Origin of the sequence: Mycobacterium sp. (assembly GCF_965277065.1) — a bacterium.
Classification (GTDB): Bacteria; Actinomycetota; Actinomycetes; order Mycobacteriales; family Mycobacteriaceae; genus Mycobacterium.
The window spans coordinates 265567-290641 of the sequence record NZ_CBDIBT010000017.1; the positions used below are offsets into that span (position 1 = coordinate 265567).

The 25075-nt window shown below is 65.5% G+C and carries 28 protein-coding genes; 10 read left to right on the forward strand and 18 right to left on the reverse strand.

What is annotated here, in order from left to right:
* Positions 1 to 21: 21 nt before the first annotated feature.
* From rapZ to ACQY5A_RS09695, 5 genes are all read right to left on the reverse strand, one after another.
* Positions 22 to 948 (reverse strand): RNase adapter RapZ, encoded by a 927-nt coding sequence (gene rapZ, locus ACQY5A_RS09675; RefSeq protein ID WP_428340460.1) that lies wholly within the window; start codon positions 946 to 948, stop codon positions 22 to 24.
* 11 nt (positions 949 to 959) lie between these two features.
* On the reverse strand, positions 960 to 2954 hold the full coding sequence (gene uvrC, locus ACQY5A_RS09680; RefSeq protein ID WP_428340160.1) for an excinuclease ABC subunit UvrC: 1995 nt from the start codon (positions 2952 to 2954) through the stop codon (positions 960 to 962).
* A gap of 129 nt (positions 2955 to 3083) precedes the next feature.
* A complete protein-coding gene (locus ACQY5A_RS09685; RefSeq protein ID WP_428340161.1) occupies positions 3084 to 3554 on the reverse strand; it encodes a PH domain-containing protein in 471 nt (156 codons plus the stop codon).
* The gene (ribH, locus tag ACQY5A_RS09690; RefSeq protein ID WP_428340162.1) at positions 3551 to 4027 is read right to left on the reverse strand and encodes a 6,7-dimethyl-8-ribityllumazine synthase; all 477 of its coding nucleotides are present in this window, start codon (positions 4025 to 4027) and stop codon (positions 3551 to 3553) included. Before ribH ends, ACQY5A_RS09685 begins: the two co-directional genes overlap by 4 nt.
* 16 nt (positions 4028 to 4043) lie before the next feature.
* On the reverse strand, positions 4044 to 5321 hold the full coding sequence (locus ACQY5A_RS09695) for a bifunctional 3,4-dihydroxy-2-butanone-4-phosphate synthase/GTP cyclohydrolase II (protein ID WP_428340163.1): 1278 nt from the start codon (positions 5319 to 5321) through the stop codon (positions 4044 to 4046).
* 229 nt (positions 5322 to 5550) lie between these two features.
* Between ACQY5A_RS09695 and ACQY5A_RS09700 the strand changes: the two genes are divergently transcribed.
* Both ACQY5A_RS09700 and ACQY5A_RS09705 read left to right on the forward strand, forming a co-directional pair.
* The gene (locus ACQY5A_RS09700; protein WP_428340164.1) at positions 5551 to 6171 is read left to right on the forward strand and encodes a chitin-binding protein; all 621 of its coding nucleotides are present in this window, start codon (positions 5551 to 5553) and stop codon (positions 6169 to 6171) included.
* 172 nt (positions 6172 to 6343) lie between these two features.
* Entirely contained in the window at positions 6344 to 6604 is a 261-nt protein-coding gene (locus tag ACQY5A_RS09705; protein ID WP_428340165.1) for a hypothetical protein, read from the forward strand.
* Positions 6605 to 6623: 19 nt separating this feature from the next.
* Here the strand turns inward: ACQY5A_RS09705 and ACQY5A_RS09710 are convergent, their stop codons facing one another.
* On the reverse strand, positions 6624 to 7217 hold the full coding sequence (locus ACQY5A_RS09710; protein WP_428340166.1) for a riboflavin synthase: 594 nt from the start codon (positions 7215 to 7217) through the stop codon (positions 6624 to 6626).
* A gap of 93 nt (positions 7218 to 7310) precedes the next feature.
* Here ACQY5A_RS09710 and ACQY5A_RS09715 point away from each other — a divergent pair, with 93 nt between their 5' ends.
* Together ACQY5A_RS09715 and ACQY5A_RS09720 are read left to right on the forward strand one after the other, a co-directional pair.
* Positions 7311 to 8030, forward strand: coding sequence for an LppX_LprAFG lipoprotein (locus ACQY5A_RS09715; RefSeq protein WP_428340167.1), 720 nt, complete (start codon positions 7311 to 7313; stop codon positions 8028 to 8030).
* Positions 8027 to 9580: an MFS transporter gene (locus tag ACQY5A_RS09720; protein WP_428340168.1), complete on the forward strand. Its 1554-nt coding sequence runs from the start codon at positions 8027 to 8029 to the stop codon at positions 9578 to 9580. Before ACQY5A_RS09715 ends, ACQY5A_RS09720 begins: the two co-directional genes overlap by 4 nt.
* A gap of 477 nt (positions 9581 to 10057) precedes the next feature.
* Here ACQY5A_RS09720 and ACQY5A_RS09725 read toward each other — a convergent pair whose 3' ends face one another.
* Positions 10058 to 10339, reverse strand: a complete 282-nt coding sequence (locus tag ACQY5A_RS09725) for a DUF4333 domain-containing protein (protein ID WP_428340169.1) — start codon at positions 10337 to 10339, stop codon at positions 10058 to 10060.
* A 186-nt stretch (positions 10340 to 10525) separates the two neighbouring features.
* Between ACQY5A_RS09725 and ACQY5A_RS09730 the strand changes: the two genes are divergently transcribed.
* The 3 genes from ACQY5A_RS09730 to ACQY5A_RS09740 all read left to right on the forward strand — a co-directional run bounded on the left by ACQY5A_RS09730 (position 10526) and on the right by ACQY5A_RS09740 (position 14965).
* Entirely contained in the window at positions 10526 to 13600 is a 3075-nt protein-coding gene (locus ACQY5A_RS09730; protein WP_428340170.1) for a BTAD domain-containing putative transcriptional regulator, read from the forward strand.
* A gap of 97 nt (positions 13601 to 13697) precedes the next feature.
* Positions 13698 to 14051 carry a hypothetical protein gene (locus tag ACQY5A_RS09735; RefSeq protein WP_428340171.1) on the forward strand — a complete coding sequence of 118 codons (354 nt, stop codon included), beginning with the start codon at positions 13698 to 13700 and terminating at the stop codon, positions 14049 to 14051.
* 83 nt (positions 14052 to 14134) lie between these two features.
* Complete coding sequence (locus ACQY5A_RS09740; protein ID WP_428340172.1) at positions 14135 to 14965, forward strand: hypothetical protein; 831 nt, start codon at positions 14135 to 14137, stop codon at positions 14963 to 14965.
* An 8-nt stretch (positions 14966 to 14973) separates the two neighbouring features.
* Here the strand turns inward: ACQY5A_RS09740 and ACQY5A_RS09745 are convergent, their stop codons facing one another.
* From ACQY5A_RS09745 to ACQY5A_RS09765, 5 genes are all read right to left on the reverse strand, one after another.
* The gene (locus ACQY5A_RS09745; protein WP_428340173.1) at positions 14974 to 15321 is read right to left on the reverse strand and encodes a TM2 domain-containing protein; all 348 of its coding nucleotides are present in this window, start codon (positions 15319 to 15321) and stop codon (positions 14974 to 14976) included.
* Position 15322: 1 nt separating this feature from the next.
* Positions 15323 to 15571, reverse strand: coding sequence for a hypothetical protein (locus ACQY5A_RS09750; protein WP_428340174.1), 249 nt, complete (start codon positions 15569 to 15571; stop codon positions 15323 to 15325).
* 26 nt (positions 15572 to 15597) lie between these two features.
* Positions 15598 to 16974 (reverse strand): neutral zinc metallopeptidase, encoded by a 1377-nt coding sequence (locus ACQY5A_RS09755; RefSeq protein WP_428340175.1) that lies wholly within the window; start codon positions 16972 to 16974, stop codon positions 15598 to 15600.
* Between the two features lie 65 nt (positions 16975 to 17039).
* A complete protein-coding gene (locus ACQY5A_RS09760) occupies positions 17040 to 17576 on the reverse strand; it encodes a DUF4333 domain-containing protein (RefSeq protein ID WP_428340176.1) in 537 nt (178 codons plus the stop codon).
* 199 nt (positions 17577 to 17775) lie between these two features.
* Entirely contained in the window at positions 17776 to 17967 is a 192-nt protein-coding gene (locus ACQY5A_RS09765; RefSeq protein WP_428340177.1) for a hypothetical protein, read from the reverse strand.
* Positions 17968 to 17992: 25 nt separating this feature from the next.
* On the opposite strand from ACQY5A_RS09765, the gene ACQY5A_RS09770 reads away from it, so the two are divergent.
* Together ACQY5A_RS09770 and mddA are read left to right on the forward strand one after the other, a co-directional pair.
* Positions 17993 to 18427 carry a hypothetical protein gene (locus ACQY5A_RS09770; protein WP_428340178.1) on the forward strand — a complete coding sequence of 145 codons (435 nt, stop codon included), beginning with the start codon at positions 17993 to 17995 and terminating at the stop codon, positions 18425 to 18427.
* An 81-nt stretch (positions 18428 to 18508) separates the two neighbouring features.
* Positions 18509 to 19315, forward strand: coding sequence for a methanethiol S-methyltransferase (gene mddA / locus ACQY5A_RS09775; protein WP_428340179.1), 807 nt, complete (start codon positions 18509 to 18511; stop codon positions 19313 to 19315).
* Here the strand turns inward: mddA and ribD are convergent.
* Genes ribD through fmt form a run of 4 tightly spaced genes read right to left on the reverse strand, consistent with a single transcriptional unit; the run spans position 19287 to position 23399 of the window.
* Positions 19287 to 20339 (reverse strand): bifunctional diaminohydroxyphosphoribosylaminopyrimidine deaminase/5-amino-6-(5-phosphoribosylamino)uracil reductase RibD, encoded by a 1053-nt coding sequence (gene ribD / locus ACQY5A_RS09780; protein WP_428340180.1) that lies wholly within the window; start codon positions 20337 to 20339, stop codon positions 19287 to 19289. The two genes, mddA and ribD, sit on opposite strands and share 29 nt — an antisense overlap.
* Positions 20336 to 21025 (reverse strand): ribulose-phosphate 3-epimerase, encoded by a 690-nt coding sequence (gene rpe / locus ACQY5A_RS09785; RefSeq protein WP_428340181.1) that lies wholly within the window; start codon positions 21023 to 21025, stop codon positions 20336 to 20338. Before rpe ends, ribD begins: the two co-directional genes overlap by 4 nt.
* A 20-nt stretch (positions 21026 to 21045) precedes the next feature.
* The gene (locus ACQY5A_RS09790) at positions 21046 to 22461 is read right to left on the reverse strand and encodes an RsmB/NOP family class I SAM-dependent RNA methyltransferase (RefSeq protein WP_428340182.1); all 1416 of its coding nucleotides are present in this window, start codon (positions 22459 to 22461) and stop codon (positions 21046 to 21048) included.
* Complete coding sequence (gene fmt / locus ACQY5A_RS09795) at positions 22458 to 23399, reverse strand: methionyl-tRNA formyltransferase (protein ID WP_428340183.1); 942 nt, start codon at positions 23397 to 23399, stop codon at positions 22458 to 22460. The genes ACQY5A_RS09790 and fmt overlap by 4 nt, the downstream gene beginning before the upstream one ends.
* Positions 23400 to 23465: 66 nt before the next feature.
* Here fmt and ACQY5A_RS09800 point away from each other — a divergent pair, with 66 nt between their 5' ends.
* Positions 23466 to 23945 (forward strand): DUF2231 domain-containing protein, encoded by a 480-nt coding sequence (locus tag ACQY5A_RS09800; RefSeq protein WP_428340461.1) that lies wholly within the window; start codon positions 23466 to 23468, stop codon positions 23943 to 23945.
* On the opposite strand, the gene ACQY5A_RS09805 is transcribed toward ACQY5A_RS09800, so the two are convergent.
* Together ACQY5A_RS09805 and ACQY5A_RS09810 are read right to left on the reverse strand one after the other, a co-directional pair.
* On the reverse strand, positions 23946 to 24662 hold the full coding sequence (locus ACQY5A_RS09805; protein WP_428340462.1) for a hemerythrin domain-containing protein: 717 nt from the start codon (positions 24660 to 24662) through the stop codon (positions 23946 to 23948). It lies immediately after the preceding gene.
* 164 nt (positions 24663 to 24826) lie between these two features.
* Complete coding sequence (locus ACQY5A_RS09810) at positions 24827 to 25054, reverse strand: LpqN/LpqT family lipoprotein (RefSeq protein WP_428340184.1); 228 nt, start codon at positions 25052 to 25054, stop codon at positions 24827 to 24829.
* Between the last annotated feature and the right edge of the window lie 21 nt (positions 25055 to 25075).

Below are 25075 nucleotides of genomic sequence, written 5' to 3' on the forward strand. Positions count from 1 at the left end.
GTCTATCGTCGACGGCGCGGCTCATTCGCGGCCCAGATCCCGGTGCAGTACCCGCACCGTCAGCTGCTCGTCAGGCTCGAGCAGTCGCGCTAATGCCTCGGCGATGGCGACGCTGCGGTGTTTACCACCGGTGCAGCCGATCGCCACAGTCATATAGCGCTTCCCTTCCCTGCGGTAGCCGTCGACAATCAGGGACAGCAACCGATGGTATGTCTCCAAGAACTCTGCCGCGCCGCTCTGGCCAAGCACGTAGTCACGAACCTCGGGATGTTGACCGGTGAGCGGGCGTAGCTCGTCGACCCAGTGCGGATTGGGCAGGAATCGGACGTCCATCACGGTGTCGGCGTCCATCGGCAGACCGTATTTGAAGCCGAAGGACTCGACGGTGACGGCGGTCTGGGCGACCGTCTCGCCACCGAAGGCGCGCTCGATGCTCTCCCGTAGCTCGCGCACCGCGAGCGTCGAGGTGTCGATGACCAGGTCGGCGGTGGCGCGAACCGGGGCGAGCATCTCGCGCTCGGCGGCAATACCTTCGGCCAACGTCTGCGCACCCTGCAGCGGGTGGCTGCGGCGGTTCTGTTCGTAGCGACGCACCAACATGTCGTCGGAGGCCTCCATGAACAACACCTGCGGGGTGATGTCGCGAGTTGCCAGGTCGTTACGCACCCAGTCCAGATCACCGGTGAAGCCGCGCGAACGGACGTCCATCACGATGGCCAGCTGCGTGATCCGGGAGCCCGCATCCAGGCCGAGGTCGACCATCCGGGTGATCAACTGCGGCGGAAGATTATCGGCGACATACCAGCCGAGGTCTTCGAGCACCTTGGCCGCAGTGCCGCGACCGGCACCGGACAGCCCAGTAACCAGAACCACGTCGATACCGGATTCGCTTGTGGCAGCTTGACTGTCAGCCTGTTCCAGCGAGCCCGTTTGATTCGAGCCTTCCATCCCCTCGCCCGTCATCCCGATGCCCGTTCCGCGATCCGGTCTTGCGCCGCAGTGTCCGTTCCAGCGTCGTCCGATCCGGCGGCGTCTCCCCGCAGCGCATCGAGCACGGCCGTGGCCGTCGCAACCCCGATGCCCGGAACGGAAGTGATCTCGTCGACGGTAGCCTCCCTGAGCCGGGCCAGTGAGCCGAAATGCGCAACCAGTGCCTTGCGGCGATGCTCACCCAGCCCGGGAACCGAATCGAGCGCCGACGCTGTCATCCGTTTCGACCGCTTGCTGCGGTGGTAGTTGATCGCGAACCGGTGTGCCTCGTCGCGGACCCGCTGCAGCAAGTACAGCCCCTCGCTGTTGCGTGGCAGGATGATCGGATCGGGCTCCGAGGGCACCCACACCTCTTCGAGTCGCTTCGCCAGTCCGATCACTGCGACATCGGTGACGCCCAACTCGTCCAGCACCGCGCTGGCGGCGTTGACCTGAGGAGCGCCGCCGTCGACCACGTACAGGTTGGGCGGATAGGCGAACCGGCGCGATTTGCCCTCCGGTGACAGGATTTTCGAGTCCTCTTGGTCTTGGAGGTGCCGAATGAAACGACGGCGGGTGACCTCCGCGATCGACGCGACGTCGTCAGAGCGGCCTTCGCCGGCTGCTTCCCGGATACCGAAATGGCGGTAATCAGACTTGCGCGGCAACCCGTCTTCGAACACCACCAACGACCCCACCACGTCGGTGCCCTGCACGTGGCTGATGTCGACACACTCGATCCGTAGTGGCGCGTCCGCCAGGCCTAGAGCCTCTTGAATATTCTGCAGCGCAGCGGATCTGGCGTTGAAGTCGCCGGCGCGCTTCAGCTTGTGCTGCTGCAACGCATCTTTCGCATTGCGCTGCACGGTCTCGGCCAGCGCCCGCTTGTCGCCACGACGAGGCACCCGTAGCGCAACCCGCGAACCACGAAGGCCGGACAGCCACGTGCCCAACTCCTCGGCGTTCGGCGGCAGGCACGGAACCAGGACCTCGCGGGGCACCGGGTTGGCTGATTCGTCGGCGGCTCCGCCGAGTTCGGCCTGATCGCCGTAGAACTGGGTCAGGAATTGCTCGACCAGTTGCGCCTCGCCGGAATCACCGGGATCGCCGGGCTTTTCGACGATCCAGCCGCGTTGCCCCCGAACGCGTCCTCCCCGGACGTGGAACACCTGGACGGCGGCTTCGAGATCGTCGTCGGCGAAAGCCATCACGTCGGCGTCGGTACCGTCGCCGAGCACCACCGCCTGCTTTTCCATCGCCCGTCGCAGCGCACCGAGATCGTCGCGTAGTCGTGCGGCGCGCTCGAAACTGAGTTCGTCGGACGCGACGTGCATCCGGTGCTCTAGCTCGCGGGCGAACCTCTCGGTCTTGCCGGACAGGAAATCGCAGAAATCCAGCACGATCTGTCGATGTTGTTCGGCGCTGACCCGCCCGATGCACGGGGCCGAACATTTGTCGATGTAGCCGAGCAGGCATGGGCGATCGATTTGGTTGTGCCGCTTGAAAACTCCCGCGGAGCAGGTTCGCGCCGGGAAGACCCGGGTCAGCAAATCCAGGGTTTCCCGAATGGCCCAGGCATGCGAATAGGGCCCGAAGTAGCGGACGCCTTTCCGGCGCGGGCCGCGGTAGACCATCAGCCGCGGGTATTCCTCGTTGAGGGTGACCGCGAGTACCGGGTAGGACTTGTCGTCGCGGTAACGAACGTTGAATCGAGGGTCGAACTCCTTGATCCAGTTGTATTCCAGCTGCAGCGCCTCGACCTCGGTGTTGACCACCGTCCACTCCACCTTGGCAGCGGTTGTCACCATCTGCCGCGTGCGCGGATGCAGGCTTGCGATGTCAGCGAAATAGGAGTTCAGCCGGCTGCGCAGGCTCTTGGCCTTGCCGACGTAGATCACCCGGCCGTGCGGATCGCTGAACCGGTACACGCCGGGCTGGACCGGGATGGACCCGGTAGCAGGGCGGTAGGTCGCGGGATCAGCCACGGTATCTAAGGCTAGTCGTGCCAGCCGACGCCGACGACGCATACTCGAGGCGCAGCGAACGTGAAGCCAGCTGCACGCTCGGCGACCAGCGTGCAGCTGGCTTCACGCTCGACGATCGCCACTGACACGTCAGTGCGTTGCGAGATCAGGCCGGTAGCGCGCCAGCACATCCCGCACGGTGTCCATCGCGGCCACGGCGCGGTCTTTGTCGACGGACTGGATGGCCATCAGCGGCACGTACTCGTCGTCGGGCAGGTCGATGCGCGCCCAGCGGGCACCGACCGGAAATGACACGCCGACAACGTCGCTCCAGGGCACCAAGCGGTCGCTGAGCACGTTACGCACCGACAGCCCGGCCGCGCCGACCCGCAGCCGCGGCCGGGCGAACAGCAACACGAGGCCCGCGAGAACGACGCCGAGCAGCACCATCGCGATCTGATCGGAGGTTTGGAAGATCACGCCGGTCGATCCCATTTTGAGGAGCAGACCGATCACCACGTGCGCGACGACGAGGACAACCGCCACGGCGTAGGCGGCGTACGGCGTCCGGCGCGGCCGAAGCTCTGCGTCCCAGGTGTCCTGGTCGGGTTTGGCGGTCACTTTCCGAGAAGCTGACGCAGAGTCAGTGCGGTGCTCAGCGCCGCGGCTGTCGCCTGGCCGCCGTTGTCCTCCGCGGAGTCCGGTAGTCCAGCTCGGTCCAGTGCCTGCGCTTCGTCGTTGGTGGTCAACACACCGTTGGCCACCGGAGTGGACTCGTCCAGTGAAACCCGGGTCAGACCCTGGGTTACCGCGTCGCACACGTAGTCGAAATGCGGTGTCTGCCCGCGGATCACCACACCCAGGGCGACGACGGCGTCATGGTCACGCGCTACGGCTTGCGCGACCACCGGAATTTCGATCGCGCCGCGTACCCGCACCACTGTGGGGTTTTCCACACCCCAGTCGTCGGCAATGCGCTGAGCACCGCTCAGCAGTGCATCGCAGATCTGGCTGTGCCAGGTGCTCACTACGATTGCCAACGTGAGTGCGGATGCGTCCTGTGACGCGATGTCGGGGACACCGGCACCGCTCATCTACGCCGCTCCTCGGTCACAAAGCACCGCCGAATTCACCTGGCAGATGCATGGATTCGTGGTAATCGTCCAGCCCGACCAGGTCGTGACCCATCCGGTCGCGCTTGGTCATCAAATAGCGGATGTTCTCCGCGTTGACCCGCACCGGCAGCGGCACTCGCTCGAGGATGTGCAGGCCGTAGCCGTCCAGGCCGACCCGCTTCGCGGGGTTGTTGGTCAGCAGTCGCATGGAGCGGACGCCGAGGTCGACCAGGATCTGGGCGCCGGTGCCATAATCCCTTGCGTCAGCGGGCAATCCGAGCTTGAGATTCGCATCGACGGTGTCGTCGCCGGCGTCCTGCAGCTGGTACGCCTGCAGCTTGTGCATCAGGCCGATGCCGCGTCCTTCGTGGCCGCGCATGTAGAGCACCACACCCCGGCCTTCGCGAGCGACCATCGCCATCGCGGCGTCCAGTTGCGGGCCGCAGTCGCAGCGGCGTGAACCGAACACGTCACCGGTCAGACATTCGGAGTGGACGCGGACCAGTACGTCGTCGCCGTCGAAGTTGGGTCCGGCAATCTCGCCGCGGACCAGCGCCACGTGCTCGACGTCTTCGTAGATGCTGCTGTAACCGACCGCCCGGAATTCGCCGTGCCGGGTCGGGATGCGGGCCTCGGCGATCCGCTCGATGTGCTTCTCGTGTTTGCGGCGGTACTCGATCAGGTCGGCGATGGCGATCAGCGCCAGGCCGTGCTCGTCGGCAAAGACCCGGAGTTCGTCCGTCTGCGCCATCGCGCCTTCGTCTTTTTGGCTGACGACCTCACAGATCGCCCCGGCCGGCGACAGTCCGGCCATCCGGGCCAGGTCGACCGCTGCTTCGGTGTGACCCGGACGGCGCAGCACGCCACCATCCTTGGCCCGCAATGGAACTACGTGACCTGGCCGGGTGAAGTCCTCGGCGACACTGGTCGGGTCGGAAAGCAGCCGCATGGTTGTCGCTCGGTCTGAAGCCGAAATACCGGTGCCGACACCGTTTTTCGCATCAACCGTCACTGTGTAGGCGGTACCGTGCTTGTCCTGGTTGATGGCGTACATCGGCAGCAGCCCGAGTCGGTCGCAGATCTCGCCATCCAGGGGCACACACAGGTAGCCCGACGTGTAGCGCACCATGAACGCGACCAATTCCGGGGTCGCCTTCTCGGCCGCGAAGATGAGGTCGCCCTCGTTTTCCCGATCTTCGTCGTCCACGACGACGACCGCCTTGCCCGCCGCGATGTCGGCGATCGCGCGCTCGACCGAGTCCAACCTCGTCATCGCAGCCACCTCGTCAGAGAATCACACCTGACCTTCTCAGGTGTTGTGTCCAGTATGAACCACCACGTCGCCACAGTTATTGCCACTGCTCACTGACCGGACATCTTGGTCAGGCGATTCCGCAGAAGTTTTCCAGAGGCCGCTCGTAGCTATTTCATAGCAAGGCTATCTAACGTTCAGCACGTGGGGGCAGGCGTCCGTTGAATAGCCGACTAGACAGGTGAAGGACATGAAACTCAAGCAACTGATGGCCGGAGCGACCATCGCCGGTGCCCTTGGCGCTGCCGCACTGGGGGTGGGCACCGGAATCGCCAGCGCAGCACCCGTGCCACAACCCGGCGGCCACGGCGCACCCGCCGTCGCACCCGCGCCGCAGGACCCGGGTGGCGGCCACGGTCCGGGGGGACCTGGCGGACCGGGCGGCAGTGGACCCGGCGGACCGGGTGGTCCCGGTCCGGGCGGTCCCGGTGGTCACGGGCCTGGTGGCCCGGGCGGACCCGGCGATCACGGGCCTGGCGGACCTGGTGGCGCGGGTGGACCCGGTGACCACGGACCCGGCGGACCTGGATTCCACGGACCGGGCGGACCGGGTGGTCCGGGTGGTCCGGGTGGACTGTGGCACGGTGACGACCACCGCGGCTACTTCAACGGAGCTCCGTGGGGTAACGGTCCCGCGCCTTGGGGTGCCGGCGAGCCGCCGCGGCCCAACTGGGGTCGGCCGCTTCCCCCGCCCGGCGGGCCCTGGAACTACGGGCCGATCAACTATTACGGGTACAACGAAACTCCGTTCTGGAACCCGCAGTTCAACCAGTTCGGTTTCAACTTCTTCGGAGTTTGGATCCCGCTGTAAAGACTCACCTCACCAGACGCCCGCTTCGCCGATTGGCGGAGCGGGCGTTGCCCTTTTCGGGGTTCGCTGAATCTTTCCGCTGAGTAACGCTTTGCCTACAACCTGGTGCTACTTCGGCGACGGCGCACAGAATCTCGGCAAAGGTGCCGGCGCCCGGAGTTATTGTGAATGCATGGCGATGTTGCCTAAGAAGCAGTTCGTGCGGGCCCTGGCCGTCGGGCTGGCCCTCGCTGGAGCCGCATTTGTCGGCCCCGGACCCGCAGCACACTTCTCGGCATCCGCTCACCGTGGTGTGCCGGCTGTTGTCGAGGAGCCACCCCCACCACCAGACCCGGTGCCCGTCATCGACAGACCAGCGAACCCGGCACCCAACGACGAGTCACCGATGCCGCGTCACCGTCGTCATCACGGCGACCCGGTCATGGGTAGGTGACGGCGGACCACCCCGCCTCCTACGTGTGCGTTATCAGCCGCTCAACGTATTTCGCGATCACGTCTACTTCCAGGTTGACCTGGGCTCCGGCTTCGGCCGGGCCCAATGTGGTCAGCTCGCGGGTGGTGGGGATCAGCGACACCTCGAACCAGTCGTCGCCGAGCGCGGAAACCGTGAGCGAGATGCCGTCGACTGTGATCGACCCTTTCTCCACCACGTAACGGGCCAGTTCGACCGGCAATCCGATCCGAACGACTTCCCAATGCTCAGCGGGTGATCGGCTCAGAATCTGGCCGGTGCCGTCGACGTGGCCCTGCACGATATGCCCGCCGAGCCGACTGTTCAGGGCCGCGGCCCGCTCGAGGTTGACCGGACTGCCCGCGACCAGCCGGCCCAAACTGGATCGGCTCAGCGTCTCGCCCATCACGTCTGCGGTGAATTGGCCGCCGGGCAGTACCTCGACGACGGTCAGACACACGCCGTTCACCGAGATCGAATCGCCGCGACCGGCATCGGAAGTGACCACCGGACCCTCAATCGTGAAGCGCGCGGAGTCGCCCAGCTCATCCTTGCCGACGACCTCACCCAGCTCTTCAACGATTCCGGTGAACACCGCCTCAGGTTAATGAGTCTTGCGCCCCTGCGCGACGTCCCCGTCACCTTGCGCGTCGCGGGCCGGTCAGCGTGACCCGCTACGCTGCAACTTATGCAGACGCCCCGCCCTGTAGGCCCAATCCTCGCCGTTCTCGCCGCCTTCTCCATAGCCGCCGCTCTGATCAGCGGTTGCTCGTCGTCCAAGCCCTCCGGTGGTGCGCTGCCGGACGCGGCGACCCTGATCAAGGAATCCATCCAGAGCACCAACAAAGTCACGAGTGTTCACTTGGCCCTGTCCGTCAACGGCAAAATCAAGGGACTCCCAGTCAAGTCGTTGACTGGCGACCTGACCACCACCCCGCAAACTGCAGCCCAGGGCAATGCGAGCATCATCTTCGGCGGCTCCGACATCGACGCGCCGTTCGTGGTGATCGACGGAACGCTGTATGGAGCACTGACACCCGGGCAATGGGACAGCTTCGGCAAGGCCTCCGACCTGTACGACCCGTCCACCATCCTCAAGCCCGATCTCGGTCTGGCCAACGTTTTGACCAATCTCAGTAACCCGAAGGCCGAGTCACGGGAAAACGTCGGCGGGCAGACCACCATCAAGATCACCGGAACGGTCTCTGCGGACGCCGTCAACGGCATCATGCCGCGGTTGAAGGCGACGCAGCCGCTGCCCTCGACGGTGTGGATCGAGGAGAACGGCGACCACCAGCTGGTGCAGACCACGCTGGAGCAGAGCCCCGGTAATTCGCTGCAGCTGACGCTGTCGAACTGGAACGCGCCGGTGCAGGTGACCAAGCCCCCCGTGGCCCCAGCTCCGTGACGGCACCCCAACCGCACCAAGCGGGGCGAGTCGTCGCGATCAGCGCCGGCAGCCTGGCTGTACTGCTCGGTGCCCTCGACACCTACGTCGTGGTCACGATCATGCGCGACATCATCGGGACCATCGGGATCCCGGTCAACCGCCTGCAGCGGATCACCCCGATCATCACCTGGTACTTGCTGGGCTACATCGCCGCGATGCCGTTGCTGGGCCGGGCCTCGGACCGGTTCGGGCGCAAGCTGCTTCTGCAAGTCAGCCTGGGCACCTTCCTGATCGGATCGGTGATCACAGCGCTGTCCACCGACCTGGACATCCTGGTGGTGGGCCGCACCATCCAGGGTGTGGCCAGCGGCGCTCTGCTGCCGGTGACGCTCGCACTGGGCGCCGACCTGTGGTCCCAGCGCAACCGCGCGGGAGTGCTGGGCGGGATCGGTGCCGCACAGGAACTGGGCAGTGTGCTCGGTCCGCTCTACGGAATCTTCATCGTCTGGCTGACCAGTCGCTGGCAGGACGTGTTCTGGATCAACGTGCCGCTGGCGCTGGCTGCGATGGTGATGATCCACTTCAGCCTGCCGTCGCGGGACCGCAGCGCCGAGCCGGAGAAGATCGATGTGATCGGTGGGCTGTTGCTGGCGATCACGCTGGGTTTGGCAGTCGTCGGTCTGTACAACGCAAATCCGGACGGCAAGCAGGCGCTGCCCAGCTACGGGCCGCCGCTGATTGTCGGGGCCGTCGTGTTCGCGGTGATTTTCTTTGTGTGGGAACGGTTCTCACGGACCAAATTGATCCAGCCCCAGGGCGTGCACTTCCGACCGTTCCTGTCCGCGCTCGGCTCGTCGCTGTGTGCCGGCGCCGCGTTGATGGTGACACTGGTCGACGTGGAGCTCTTCGCCCAGGGTGTGCTCGGCAAGGATCAGGACCAGGCAGCGATCATGCTGCTGTGGTTCCTGGCCGCGTTACCGGTCGGGGCGCTGGTGGGTGGCGCGATCGCGACCAAGATCGGTGATCGAGCGGTGGCCTTCGCGGGACTACTGCTCGCCGCGGGTGGCTACTGGCTGATCTCGAAGTGGTCGATCGATCTATTGAAGATGCACCACAACATCTTTGGACTGTCGCTGCCCGCGATGGATACTGATCTGGCAATCGCCGGCATCGGTCTGGGTCTGGTAATCGCGCCGCTGACATCTGCCAGCTTGCGGGTGGTGCCGTCGGCCCAGCACGGCATCGCCTCTGCAGCAGTGGTGGTGGCGCGCATGACCGGCATGTTGATCGGCGTAGCCGCCTTGAGCGCGTGGGGCTTCTACCGGCTGCCGCAATTGGTCGCCAAGTTGGCCTCGCAGGTTCCCAAGGATGCCAGCCTGGCCGAGCGGGTCTTGCATCAAGCCACCCTGTACCGCGAAGCCTTCGCCGGAATGTACGGCGAGATCTTCACGGTCACCGTCGTGGTCTGCATCGTGGGTGCCTTACTGGGCCTGTTGATCGGCAGCCGACGCGTGCACGCCGACGAACCCGAGGCACTGGAAGCCGAACCCGTCGCGCCCCGGCTCTAATCGCGCATACCGTTCGCGAGGGGCGACAGGGCGCTGATCCAATCGTCGTTGGACGCGACGTAGAACGCGACCTCGCCCGAGCGTAATTGCACGATCATGCGAACGGCCGCCCCGGACAGACGTTTTGAACACCTTCGCTTCGCGCACACCGATGATGTGGGCAGCCGGAATGTCAATCTGCCTGCCGGTCACGGTGATAAAGATCAGCCGCCGCGCGGTGAGCGCGATGGTCCCGTTGTTACTGACGGCGGGATATCCCGGGGCAGTTGCCCCGCGGTAAACACCCTTCTCCGGTAGACGGATGGCGGTCTCGGATTCGATCGCCGCGGCACGCTTGGCCTTGGCGGCGCGGGCCTTGCGTCGCCACCGCCGGATGATCGGAATCCAGATGAGAGCCTGAACGGCAGCGATTCCCAGAACAAGCAGCGCAACGAAACTGACGATGTTCCCGGCGGTGTGCACGATGCCCTCCAGCAGCTACGGCGAACGCGGCTGAGTCTTGACGTCGAACTCGATGTTGTCACCGTTGACCTTTGTGATGCGCATGTGCGCGACGTAGGGCCCCTCGGGTCCGGTGAAGCCGCAGTCGAACTGGCCGCCGACTTTGGCTTTCACCGCTGACGGACAATGCACATCGCTGGGCTTGAATCCTGTCTGGCGCGAGACCACGTCGACGACCGATCTCGCGGCGCCGTCCGGTTTGACGGTCGCGCCGCAACCGCTCAGCTGAAGAGTCGCGACGCCGATTAGTGCGCCCAAACCACACCGCAAACCGATGTCGAGGCATTTCATCAGGGCCCTAGTATGGATTACGGCCTCAGTTATTCACAGTCTGTTCGCAGGTAAAACCACTGGCGTGATTCAACCAGCACGCCTCGGGACCTTTGGCCATGTATCGTCTTGACTTCTAGCAACGGTCAGTTTTTTTCGCTCGTGGTTGGGGACATGGTCGAATACCAGCTGTCCGGCGCGGTAGGTGCACGCGTCGGGGGGGCAGTAGCGCCTCTGGGCGGCCCGAAACAGCGCTGCGTCCTGGCGGTGCTGTTGGCCCACCATGGCACGGTCGTCAGCGTCGATCGGCTCATCGATGCCGTTTGGGACGACACACCCCCGCCCAAGGCATTGGCCTCGCTGCGCGCCTACGTCACGAATCTGCGCCGCATCCTGCCGCTGTCGCCGGATACCGGCTCTCCGGCGAAAATGCGGCTGGCCTCTCGGGCCTACGGCTACCAGCTCACCCTGCTTGACGAAGACTCTGTCGATCTGCACCGGTTCGAAGCACTGGTCAAGGACGGCCGGACCGCACTCGTCCGAGGCGCGGCGGCGGACGCCTTCGAGAAGCTCAGCACCGCACTGACGTTGTGGCGAGGCGATCCTTTCGGCGAGTTCACCCATCGCGACTTCGCACACGCAGATGCGACGCGCTATATCGCGTTGCGCCACACAGCAATCGAAGCCCGGTTCGACGCGGCCCTGCAGTCCGGCGACGGGGGCGACCTCGTGCCCGAAATCGAGGCCGCCATCGCGTCCGATCCGACCGAGGAACGGCTGTGGGGCCACTTGATGGTCGGGCTGTACCGGGCGGGCCGCAGCTCCGACTCCATCCGCGCCTTCGACCGGGCGCGGGTGGCGCTGGATCGCGAACTCGGCACGTCACCCGGCGACGGGCTGCAAACCCTCTACCGCAAGATCAGCGAGAAATCCCCCGACCTCCATTTCACACCTCCGCCGGCTGAGTCGGCCGTCTCCCCCGGACCCGACCCGCACGGAAAGTTACCGTTTGTCGGGCGCGCTTCGGAACTGAACACCATCACCGCCGCGCTGAGCAGCGCCCGCGCGGGATCCGGCGGCCTGATTCTGCTCACCGGCGACAGCGGAATTGGTAAAACCGCTCTTGCGCAAGCTGTTTCGGCGCAAGCGAAGCAAGCCGGGATGGCGGTCGCGTGGGCCGCGCACCCCCCTGGCATCCGGCTGCCACTGATGTGGACGTGGATTCAGCTCTTACGCCGACTCGGTGACGAACTCGGCGAGCTCGGCCGGCAAGCGGTGCGACGCGTAGGCCCCGGTGTGGTTGATGCGCTGGTCCCGGAATGGACGGATCGGGACACCCTGAGCTCGGGTGTGCGTGCGGCTGCGACCGGTTTCGCGCTCATCGAAGGTGTGGTCGCCGCGGTATGCGAGCTGTCGACCATTCGCCCTTTGCTGTTGGTTCTCGACGATCTTCACCTTGCCGACCCGCCATCCGGTAATGCGTTGTCCGTCCTGAGCGCGCAGCTCGGCCGCGCTCCGATCCAGGTGATTGCGAACTGGACGTATTTCGGCAGCGGCCGACCGGTCAATCGGTCCACCCTGGAGCGGCTGGTCCGACTGGAGGCCGCGAGGTCCATCCACCTCGACGGAATCGGGCCGGATGCGGCTGCCGCGCTCGTCGATGCGCTGGCCGGAACCGCGGCCAAAGACGAAGTGTCGCAGTATGTGTGGAACCGCACCGGTGGAAACCCGTTGTACATCCGGGAACTCGTCTCCGTCCTGGCTGCCCACGATCGACTGCATGACGTGTCCGACGGTCATAGCGACGACGTGTCTGCGGGACTCGCGGGCATGGTCGGCCAGCGGCTGAGCCACCTCGACCGACCCAGCCGGCGGGCGCTGGCAGCCGCCGCGGTGATCGGCCCGGAGTTCGACATCGCCGACCTTGCCGACGTCGTCGACCTGTCCGTGTCGACCGTCCGAGCCCGGTTACGACCCGCATACGAAACCGGACTCCTGGATGAGGTCGCCGACCGCCCGGGCTGCTACCGGTTCGGCCATGGCCTGCTGCACGACGCCGTTCTGGTACAGATTCCCGGCTCCGAACGGGCCGGAGTGCATGCGTCCATCGCCGCCAACAGTGCCGCGGGTGTCGCGACCGCCGCCTATGAGGACGTCATCTCCGTCGCCGACCACGCATGGCAAGCCGGGTCCGAGCTCAATCCCGAGACCGCGCTGGAGATTTACGAAATCGCGATCCAGCGCGCGCTGACCCGTTCGGCGTACGACGACATCGCCATCCTCGCCGAACATGCGCTGCAGGTGTGCCGCCGGCTTCCGCCCAAACCCGAACCGCTGCAACGCCAGGCCTCGCTTTGGCTGCATTTGGCCGGTGCGCACGCAATCCTGGACGGCCAGAACAGCCCGGCGGCCGCCGCTGCCGTCCAACGCGCGTTCGACATCGGCGAACACGCCAGCGGCCGGCACTACCACGGCGCGGTCGCCATGCAGTGCTACATGCTGTGTGTGCGTGGACGTCTCGACGAAGCACAGGCCTTGGCCAGCGGGCTGGCTGCGCAGTACGCCGCGTCCGGCGATCCTGATATCGGCCTGTCGAGTCACTTCGTCACGGTCATGCTGCACACGCTTCGCGGCGAACTCGACGCGCAGGAGGCGGCCGCCGGAGCCATGATGGCGCGCTTTCCCCCACCTGAGACGGTTGCCGACCCGCTGGTGTTCTTCCATCCACGGGTGTACTGCTGGCTGGCTCTGGGCAGGGCGCTGCGCGGCGACCGAGCGGGCGCTCACCGGCAGCGCCTGGTCGCATTGGAATTGGCGCAGAGCCGGCGGGCCCACTTCGATGTCCTCGCCGCCAAGTTGGCGCTGGTCGAAATCGACGCGATCCTGGGTGTCACCGACGGCACGGTCGCCGCGGCAGACGACGTGTATCAGGAGATGCTCGCCGCGGGCTCTCCCCAATGGGCGGCATGCGCTCTGATGATCAGCGTTTGGGCTCAGACCCTTTCGGGCGGCGGTGGCGATCCCGAGGTCGCGTTCGAGGCGTTCGACGACTACACCCACGACGGCAGCGTAGTCATGACGCCGTTCTTCCTGGGGCTGCTCGCCGAGATCGAAAACCACCACGGCCGCGTCGACCACGCAGAACAACTGCTGGCGCGCGCCCGCGCGGTGGGCGATGCCACCGGCGAACACGCGTGGGACGAGCAACTGTCGCGCCGCGCCGCGGTTGCCGCGGCCGCCAACAGGTAGTCCGAGTCCCGCCGCTCCAATCAGGATCCAATTCGGCCTGGCTAGCCTCGCGGCTTACGAATGCGCCCTCAGACAGCCGGGTAAAGGAGATTGGCCGATGACCACCAGCGAACCGCCGCCACCGGAGCGCGGACTGACCCGTGCCGAGCGGGGCCGCGACGTCAGTGCGGCTCAGGCTGAGGCAGAAGCGGAAACATCGACGGGCCGGCGCCTTCTGCTCTCGATGAGCCCGCGTTTCGTCTTGTCCCAGGCCGACGGCTACCCGGTCGTGATCAAGCAGTTTCTGCAGTTCTGCCTCATCCTCATCTACCCAGCCTGGGTCTTCGGGGTTCTGGTCTCGGCGGCGGTCTACTACGCGGTGTATTCCGTTCTGTGGATGCTATTTTGGCCCGTCCGGGCGTGGATGAAGAAGAACCGTCCCGAGGACTACGCCGCGAGCCAACTGAAATAGTGCGACGTCTACTACGCTCGGCCCGCGCGCAGGTCACCGTATCGCCATCCGTCGTCGCACCGTGTCAGTCGATCGACGTGCGGGTGAGCTCGCCCAAACCCATCCGCGACGTGACCTCGGCACGAATCGAATTGGGCTACGACAACTTCTTTCGGTACCGGTGGGCCGGGCACGCCGACGCGGCGGCGACCGCCGCGACCAGCGCGATGTGGTTGACCGAGGATGTGGGCACCACCTACGGCACCGATCGCAACACCAAGGAATGGATCGGTATCTTCGCAGCTGAGATACCCACGCCGACATCCGAATTCACGGAGGGATCGGCGACATTTCGGATTCCCTCCTGGGCGCCGGCGTCGTCATCCCAGATCGCCGGCTGGTCGTGTCGTCTGGTCGTACAGCGTCGGGGGGTCGATATCGACGAAGCCGCCGAATTCAGCGTGGTCACCGGCGTTAACGACGCCCCGAACGATGTCGGGGTGCTGGAACAGGTCACCGGTGGTGCAGCATCCCGGCTCGATATCGAGTTGCCGCGAGCGGTGTTCCGGGCCGGTGAGACGATCAAGGGCGCGGTCATTGTCACGCCAAGCCAGATTCTTCCGCCGGGTGACGTCCGCGTGAGGTGGCAGTGGCAGCGGGACTCCCATCCACGAACTCGCACACCGGGATTCGATGAAGTGGCCAGCGGGCGGACCGTGCAGCTCGAAAAGCACCTCGTACTCCGGGAAGGCACACCGGTGCGACTGCCGTTTCAGACGGAGCTGCCCGTGGACGCCGCTCCCAGCGCCAGCGCCGTCAACTCCTCGATGCGCTGGTTCGTCAACGCGACGATGTGCTACGCCGGATTCTCCAGTCCCGGTACCGAATCCGTGCGACAACCCATCACCGTGGTCAGCGCCGTAGCGGCGGAATAGCCACTTTCTCAGTCGCGCAGAACACGGCCATGAGCGTCCTGCACTTTGCCGGTCAGAATCATGACGGCATCGATCAACGGCCATAACCCGCCGATGCCGCAGGTCAACCAGGTCACCGCGATCTGCGCGATACCCATCCCGGCATAGCCGAGGTAGAACCGGCCGAGACCGAGGGATCCGAAGAAAATGCCCAACAGACCAGCGGTGACTTTGCTTCGGTCCGAGAGTGGACGGCCGTAGGCATCCACGGCCATTGGCGGCCAACCGGGGGGCGGCGGGTATGCCGGCGGGTAACCGGGGCCCGGCGGCCGGTTGGGGAAATCCTCGTCCGAGTACGGGTATTCGTGCGTTGTCATATCAGGGAAACCGGCCTGCCTCGTTGAATGCGCCTTGCCGTTGCGTCGTCTTGGGTTGGGCCTGTCCGCCTTGCCCACTTGGGCGGCCTTGCCCGTTTTGGCGGCGCGCGAGCACACGCCGGATGCCAATCACGCTGAACACCACCACGCCGGTCAGCGCCAGAGCCGCGTAGATGCAGAATGCGATCACTAACACGCTCATCAGCACTTCGACCACCGCAACTACGGCACCCAGAGCCATAAAACCCATGGAGAACCCCAGAAGTGTGAACACGGTCAGCGGGTCACGCAGGCTTTGGCACCGTTCATCACCCCATCGCGGTACGCGTCGACGCGAACCGAACCATGCCCTTGCCGCTCGACGTCACCGGAACCGCGGAAGACGATCAGCGCGGTGATCCCCTTGTCGAGGTCACCCGGTGACATCTTGAAGCCGCTCTCCGGGCGGTCCTCGAGCAGAATGCTGGCCGCCCACGCACCGGCCATGCAGTCCGCACGCAGCGACGTGAGCTTGTTGGTGGCGTCCTGACCGCCGTGCGAGAGCACTGCCAATCCGTACTGGGTCGCGATCAGCGTGGCAACGGCGAAATCACCGCCCTGGTCGTAGATCTGGGGCATCGCCTTCACCGCGTCGAACCCGACGTAATCCTCCGGGACACAGTAGAAGAGGACATAGTCGGCGGTGGGCTGACCGCCGCAGGTGGGCGCATCGGCCGGGTTGAACGCCTTGGCGGGTTGCAGCGGCGCCCATGGCTGGCCGGTCAGTTTGGGAAAGACCTGCGACCAGTAATCCTCCAGGTCGGTGGGCACGCCGGTGATGATGTCCTGGTAGGGCGCGTTGCCCCCGCTCTCCACATCGGCTGCGCTGTTGAACGGTATCTCGACCACCGGCGGGTCACCGACCTTATAGCCCTTGCATGCCCCCGCCCCATTGTCGAACCCGGTTTGAAACGAATTCACCCGATCGAACCCGCTGCCGTGCGCTTGCGGGTCACGCTTCTCGGTGCCGGGCTCGTCGCGCAGAAACAGGAAGCCAGCCAGTGCGTTGTCGAGGTCGTCGGCGCTGGGCTTGAACGCGTCGCTCTTGGACGCGTGCGCCGCCCAGGCTCCGGCGAAGCAGTCGGCCTGGATCTCCTTGACCACCGTCGGGCCCTGGAAGTTGGCCCGGGCCTGGATCGCGTGGCCCCACTCGTGGGCCAACACGACCGGAATGACGAAGTCGCCGAAACGCTTTCGCAGATCGGGCAACAACTGCTCGATGTCCCAGGCGACGTCGTCGGCCTTCGAGCAGTAGAACGCGTTACCCGAAATGTCGGAGGCCGCCGTCGCGCACGGCGCCAGCTGTCCGGACGACGGCTTGACCGCGTAGAAGCCGCCCTTCACCGGTGTGTAGTCATGGCCGTACAGCTTGGGGAACTCGCCACCCCAGAACGTCTGCAGGTCGGCGATCGCCTTTACGACGATTTTGTTCACCGGGTCGGAGGCATCGCCGTGGATCTGCACCGAATCAGCCGCGCTGTTGGCGCTGCTCGCCGGTGTCGACGACTTGCCAGAGCTGCAGCCGGCACATGCCAGCAGTAACGCCGCAGCAAACACTGCCGCGCGCGAATACCAATTAATTGCCGGCATCAGCCGCCCTTCTAGAGCCACCATTTATGCATGCTGGCGCGAAGACCATACGCAGCGGTGTTTGGAAATCTATTGGAAAACGATTGCGTCTATTGTTTTGCCTGATCGTCGACCTTGAAATCGAAGTGCACGTCGCCGGCGTCAACGTCGGTGACCGTTACGGTGACGCCGTAAGTCTGGCCGCCGTCCTTGAGGTCGCAGCGCAGCGTCGAACCCGGGGTGCCCTTCAAGTTGTCAGGGCACGTCACGGCGTCCGGCTTCTGCCCGACCTTTTGGGTGAGCCCCTCGCTCACCTTGCTCGCGACCAGGTTTTTGTCGACCGTTTCCACCATGTCGAACTCGACGTCGTCGCCTTTCACGCTGGTAGCGGTCACGTTGACGTTGTAGTCCTGCCCCTTGATCTTCATCCCGCAGTTCAGCTGCGCGCCCACTTCGCCTTTCAGCCCGTCCGGGCAGGTGACCGAATCCGGCTTGTTGCCCTGCGCGTCGGTCATCTTGGTGGTGATCTGCTTGGCGATGTCGTCCTTGCTCACCATCTTCGGGCCGCTCGAGCAGGCCGAGACGCCGATCAGGGTGCCTGCAATTGCACCAGCGACAAATAAAGTCCGCGAAATCGAGTGAGCCATGTCCGCCTTTCAGGCATCTGAGATGGATGAATCGGGCGAAGTATTGCATGTGAAAGGAGCACTTTGTGTTGCAATAAATGTAAATATTAGGTTAACTGCGACCGTAAAAACCCAATAACTATCGACATCGACAGCCGGGCATCAGTTACGGTGCCAGCAACCCCGGAAGCGTTTCGCACCCCACGGCGGGACGGACGGGCTACTCGACAAGGAGCGCATTGATGAAAACCCCGATGATCGCGGTAGCGGGCGTGACGGCAGCTACCGTGCTGGTGGTGGGTCTGTCCGTGACGGGCTGCAGCAGCAAGTCGGACAAACCGGCGGCAACGTCGTCGTCAGCGTCGGCCACCACCAAGAGTTCCGCCAGCTCGGAACCGAGCTCGTCGGACACCGCGTCGGGTGGCTACGCCAAGCTGTTGATCAAGCCCGAAGACATCGCGCTCCCCGGTGACACCTTCAGCGTGGCCCCTCCGACCGAGAACCCAAACGGAAAAGAGGGTGTTGCAGCGGTTTTCAGTAACCAGGGCGACACGCGTGAAATCGGCGACACCATCATGATTTTGCCGGACTCGGCCGGTGCCGCGACCGCCCTGGACGGTGCGAAGTCGGCGCTCAGCAGCGCTGTGACCGGCGGAGAACCGCAACCTGCCGCCGTCGGCGAAGGCGGCACGATCGTGCAGGGAGCCTCACCGGACGGCTCTAAGTCGGTGACGGTGTTGATCTTCACCGAGGGCAGAGCCTTTGTCACGCTTGAGTTTGACGGCAAGCCGGACGACGCCGTGCCGCCCGCGTTCGCCACAGACATCGGCCAGAAGCAGGACGCCGCCATCAAGAGCGGTCTGGCCGGCTGATCAGCTTGGTGCCGCGATTCCGGGACGGCGCTCTGCGTCTATCGCGGCACCAAGCTCAGCACCCTGGAGGACAATAGCGCTGTGAGCCAAAGCAGTGGGCCTGCGCCGCGACCCGCCGGCAGTGCCGCGGGTGGTGTTGCTGTCGCGGTCTACGGCGTGCTCGTCTACGGCCTTTTTCTTCTCGTATTCCTGTACCTGATCGGGTTTGTCTCCAACGCCGACGTCACGGTCGGTCGTGTCGCGCTGATCGGGAAGAGTATCGATCGCGGCGGCGACGGCGCCGCCACGGTCGCGACGTTGATGATCGATGCGGCGCTGCTCATGCTGTTCGGTGTGCAGCACAGTCTGATGGCACGGCCCGCCTTCAAGCGCTGGTGGACCCGCGTCGTCCCGCCCAGTGCAGAACGATCCACCTACGTCCTTGCCACCAACGTGTGTCTGATCGTTCTGGTCGTCGCGTGGCATCCCGTCACCGTCGATGTCTGGCACGTGACCACCCAGCCTTGGCGAGCCTTACTGATCGCCGTCAGCGCCGTCGGTTGGCTCATGGTGCTGGTCAGTACTTTTCTCATCGATCATTTCGACCTGTTCGGTCTGCGTCAGGTGTTCGCGCGGTTGACCGGCCGGCGTCCTGCCGAGCATGAGTTCTCGACGCCCTTCCTGTACAACATGGTCAGGCACCCGATCTACACCGGCTTCATCTTGGCGTTCTGGGCTGCGCCCTCGATGACGTTGGGACACTTGAGTTTTGCGGCAGCAATGACTGGATACATCCTGCTTGCCGTGCAATTCGAGGAACGCGACCTGATCACCGTCTTCGGGGATCGATACCGCGACTACCGGCGCCGCGTGCCGATGCTCATCCCGCGCCTGGGCGGTCATTCCTGACCGCGGAGTCGCGCGGCACCAAGCTCAGCAACAGGTCCGGCCCGACGCGCTCGACGCCGTCGTAGCGCCAGCGCAGGGCTCGGGCGATGCTTGGTACCCCGACGTCGTCGACCGCACTGATCGGTCCGCCGAGCAGGATGGGCGCGACGTAGGCCAAGATGCGGTCGATCAACCCCGCCCGCAGGAAGACTCCGGCGAGTGTCGGGCCACCTTCGAGCAACACGTCGGTGCGATCGGACATTGCTTTGAGCACCTCGGCCGGTTCGTGCGTGCGAATCACCATCGTGCGTGAGTCGTCGTTGAGAACCTTTGCCTCCGAGGGTATGTCGCGCATTCCGACCACCACCCGCATCGGCTGGCGATCCGCGAGACTGCCGTCGGCCAGGCGGGCGGTCAACGTCGGGTTGTCGACGAGTACCGTGCCGGTGCCCACCACGATCGCGTCGGCAGTTGCGCGTCGACGGTGCACGTCGGCACGGGCGGCGTCGCTGGTGATCCATTGACTCGAGCCGTCCGCGGCTGCGCTGCGGCCGTCGATGCTGGTGGCGCACTTCCACGTCACGTGGGGCAGGCCCGTGCGCTGCTTGTGCAGCCATTCGCGCAACGGTCCGGCCGTGACCAGATCGGCCTGCACCTCGCCGATGACGTCCACACCAGCCGCGGCCAACCGCGCCGCGCCTCCGGCGGCAGTCGGATTCGGGTCACTGACCGCGTAGACGACCGTGGCGACGCCGGCGTCGATCAGTGCGTCGACACACGGCGGTGTCTTGCCTTCGTGGTTGCAGGGTTCCAGGGTGACCACGGCGGTTCCACCGGCCGCCAGTTGTCCCGCTCGGCGCAACGCCATCACCTCGGCGTGGGCGCTGCCCGTTCGCTGGGTGCCGCCGACGCCGACGACTCGGCCGTCACGGTCCAAGATGACCGCTCCGACTGGCGGATTCGGATACGTCTTTCCCTTGACCAGATCGGCTTGCTCGACCGCCAGCCGCATGGCGGCTTCATAGCCCAGAGCCGGGTCAGTCATCGGTGCAGATGCGGTGACACGGCACCGGCCTGTCGCCGCAATGCCTCGACCGCGGCGGCCGGGTCATCGGCACCGTAAACGGCCGATCCGGCGACGAAGCAGTCGACCCCGGCCTCAGCGGCCTGCTCGATCGTGTCGGCGTTGATGCCGCCGTCGATCTCGACCAGGATCGTCAACTCACCGGAGTCGACGAGCTTTCGCACCGCGCGCACCTTGCTCAGCACCTCGGGGATGAATTTCTGGCCGCCGAAACCGGGCTCGACGGACATCACCAGAAACGTGTCGAAGTCTTTGAGGATGTCCAAGTAGGGGTCCAGCGGCGTGCCGGGTTTGATACTCAGCCCGGCTTTGGCGCCGGCGGCGCGGATGTCGCGCGCCACGCTGACCGGGTTGTCGGTCGCCTCGGCGTGGAACGTGACGTTGTAGGCGCCGGCTTCAGCATACGGCGGGGCCCAGCGGTCGGGATCCTCGATCATTAGGTGGCAGTCCATCGGAATGTCGCTGGCGGCCAACAGGCTTTCCACCACCGGCAGCCCGAGCGTGAGGTTCGGTACGAAGTGCGCGTCCATCACGTCGACGTGTAACCAGTCCGCGCCTTCCACGTCGGCGGCCGCTTCGGCCAGCCGGGCGAAATCGGCGGCCAGTATCGACGGTGCAATCAGCGCCCGGTCGGTCTTGCCTGACATGAACGTCACCTTACTGGGGGCTAGCCGTCCGACTTGATCAACGCGGCGGCGAACATCGCGTCGGTGCCCTGGCGGTGCGGCCACAGCTGGACGTACGGGCCGTCACCCAGATCAGTGGCCGGCTCGAACAGCGGCCGGGTGTCCAACGCGCACAACGGATACCGGCGAAGCGCGTCACCGACCACGCCGACCGTCTCGGCCAGATGCGGCGAGCAGGTCGCGTACAGAATCACGCCGCCGGCCCGGGTCAGCGCGATCGCGGCAGCCAGCAATTCGCGTTGCAGCCGGGCCAGCGCCGGCACGTCGGCGGGCTGACGCCGCCACCGCGCGTCGGGGCGCCGCCGCAGAGCGCCGAGACCCGTGCACGGTGCGTCGACCAGCACCCGGTCGAACCCGGGGTCGAGGCCGCTGCTGCGCCCGTCGACTCGTACGACGTCGACCGGGAGGCCGCGAGTGTTCTGGACGACGAGGTCGGCGCGGTGTTCGGCGGGTTCCACCGCGGTGACCCGGGCACTCGACCCGGCAGCCAGCGCGGCCAGCAGCGCAGTCTTTCCGCCGGGACCGGCGCACAGGTCCAGCCATCGGCCGGCATCGTCGGCGACCGGTGCCAGAGTGAGTGCGCGAGCGACCAATTGGCTGCCTTCGTCCTGGACCAGCGCCTGGCCGTCGCGCACCGCCGCTATCTGCGCGGGATCCCCGGCGTTCAGGTACACGGCGTACGGCGAGTACCGGCCCACGCTGCCGTCGACGGCCGCGGCCAGTTCCTCGGCGGTCAGCACGCCGGGCCGGGCTGCAAGATGCACCTGGGGGCGGGCATCGTCGGCGGCGAGTGCCGCGCTGAGCTCGCCAGCGGCGGCGCCCAGCGCGTCGACGAATGACTGTGCGACCCAGCGCGGGTGTGCATGCAGGAACGCGGCGTTGCCCACCGGGTCGACCGATCGGTCGGGAGCCAACTCCTCGAGCCAGGACTGCTCGTCGCGGGTGGTGATCTTGCGCAGCACGCCGTTGACGAAACCTGCTCGGGCCGAGTCGAATTCGACGGCTGCCTGCTCGACTGTGGTCGAGACAGCGGCGTGCGCGTCGACGCGGGTGCGCAGCAGTTGATACGCCCCGAGCCGCAGCAGGTCGAGCAGCACCGGGTCGATGGTGTCCGGCGACCGGTCGGCCGCGGCGCCGATGATCGCGTCCAGCACTCCTCGCACTCGGCTGCTGCCGTAGGTCAACTCGGTGGCGAAGGCGGCATCGCGGCCGGTGATTCCGCGCTCGCGCAACAGAACTGGCAACAGCAGGTTCGGGTAGGCGTCGCGCTCACGGACGGCCTGTAATACATCGAACGCGGCACGACGGGCTGGATCCAGTTGCTTGCGCCGCGGTGATCCTTGGGAGTTGCGCGTAGCGGACCGATCACGGCGCGGCTTCCCCTGCTGTGGGCTCATGATGCGCGCACCTCGGCGTCGAGACGGGCTCCCCTGGCCCAATCGACGGCGTTCATCAGCTTCTTGCCCGGCGCCTGAACCTGGCCGAGGCGCACCGCCTGCGACGCGGTGCCGATTCGCACATTGCGGCGATCCATGTGAATCTCACCGGCTGCCAATGGTTTTGGGAGAGTCGTCCCGTCGGTGTCGAGATATACCGGTCCAAGTTTGACCCGTAGGTCGCCGATCAGGGTCCATGCCCCCGGATTCGGCGTGACAGCCCGGATGCGTCGCTCAACGACTTCGGCCGGAAGGTCCCAGCGCACCCGCGCCTGCTCGACGGTGATCTTCGGCGCAACGCTGATGCCATCGACCGGCTGCGAAACCGCCGTGAGCGTCCCGTCGGCGATGCCGTCGAGCGTTGCAGACATTAACCCGGCCCCTGAAATGGCCAGCCGGTCAAGCAAATCCCCGGCGGTGTCGATCGGGCGCACCGCCTCGGTGACGACTCCGTAGACCGGCCCAGAGTCCAGGCCTGATTCGATCTGGAACGTCGTCGCGCCGGTGACAGTGTCGCCCGCGGCGATCGCCGCCTGAACCGGAGCCGCCCCGCGCCACGCGGGCAGCAGCGAGAAGTGCAGGTTCACCCATCCGCGCGCCGGCACCGCCAGAAGGTCGTCACGCAGCAGCGCTCCGAAAGCCACCACCGGACAGCAGTCAGGCGCCAACTCCGACAGCTCGGCGACAAACTCGGCTGAGTTCGGCCGCTCCGGTCGCAGCACCGGGATGTGTTGCTCCAGAGCCAAGCGGGCGACCGGTGATGGCTTGGGTGTGCCGTTGCGGCCCGACGCGGCGTCGGGCCGGGTGAGCACTGCGATCACCTCGTGGCGCGGTGAGTCGATCAGACTCTGGAGCGCGGGCAGCGCGGGTTCGGGGGTTCCGGCAAAGACGAGGCGCACCGGCACAGTGTAGGAAGTAGTCGCGGCAAACGATCAAACTAGCTGGCTGAGGAGCGCGCGTTGACGTTGACCACGATTTCGGGGCTTCCCGCCCACGTGCTGCTCGTACACGCTCTGGTGGTGTTAGTGCCGCTGACGGCATTGCTGGAAATTCTGTGCGCGCTGTGGCCGGCAGCGCGGCGGCGCTTAGTCTGGCTTGTGCTGACGTTCGCCGCGGTCACGACCGTGCTGACGCCGATTACCGCCGATGCCGGCGGGTGGCTCTACGAGCAGGAACACCATCACCGCGACATCTTGAACACCCACGCCGACCGCGGTAGCCGGCTGATCTACTTCTCGATCGCATTGCTCGTCGTCGCCGTGGTGTTGGCACTGCTGCACCGGCGCGAAGGCCGAGCGACCCAACCCGGGTCCGTCGTCCGCGTGCTGGTGGTCGTCCTCGCGATCGCGGTGGGCGCCGCCGCCATCGTGCAAGTGGTCCGTATCGGCGACTCCGGCGCCCAGTCGGTGTGGGGCAATGAATTGACCAAGTCGGACAAACCCTAGTCACGTCGGGGTGAACTCGCTCAGGTCGTAGATGCTGAGGCTCTTCTCGATATCGGCGACCCTTTCCACCACGCCTTGGAAGCCGGCCTGACCGAACCGCTGGTGCTCCTCGTCTTCGAAGCGTTCAGCAAGGTCACGAAACTCCCTAGGCGCCAGCACATCCCGCAAAGCCGGGAATACGACGGTGTCTTCGCGCGCCTCATGCGGCTCATACATCCGGATAAAGGCCGACATGTCGTGCACCAACGCTTCTCGCGCGGGTGGATCAAGCGCAGTCGCTCCAACGGTCGCACTGAGCATCCGATCCGTGAGCGCGCGCCCACGCTGGTGCTGAGTACGCAACACACTGGTGATATCGGTCAGCCGCCCTGCTTGTTCCAATTTGGGGAAGACGTACTGCTCTTCGAGGTGTTCGTGGTAGTCCTCGATGAAACTTCGGATAATGCCTGCGCTGGCATTGAGCGCGTGCGATAGATCCTGCTCGTCAGCCTGCAGGCGGCGGATGCCTTCTCGATAGATCAGCAAGATGCGCTTGAGCACGCCATGCTCGCGCATCAGATCCTCGGGTGGCGTAACTGGCACATCCTGTGCGTCGGGTGCGCCGGCCTGAGTTGGGCCTGGCTTGGGTGGCGTGCTGCCGCACGCCGACAGCGCAATCACGCTGACTGCGGATATCGAGATTCCGAGGAGGTGACGCCGGCCGACGGCCGGTGGCATCGGGTCTGTCACGGCCACAGCCTACGCGCTATTTGTCGTCTTCGGCGAGCTGTGAAATCAGTCCGCCGGCCAAAACATCGTGGACCTGCCGCTGCGAAAGACCTTGTCGCACTGTGAAAAACGAATCCTTCGTACCCCCATAGGTCAGACACCAAGCGTCACGCCTATGCGGTGATCTTGGTCTTCTCGTCGATGGTGATCGTCGCAGGCAGCGCCTTATCTACCTGGTCTTCGAGGCAGTCAGCGTTGAGTCGCAGCAGATAGAGCGCGCCGCCGGCCGGAATGACGACCGTTTTCTGCGCAACAGCTTTGGTTCTGCCGTTGTCGGACCAGGTGCCGCCCAGTTCATAACCCGGAAAGTCACTCAGGGTGGTGGACGATCCATCGCTCATCGGCTTGAACTCGGGCGCGTT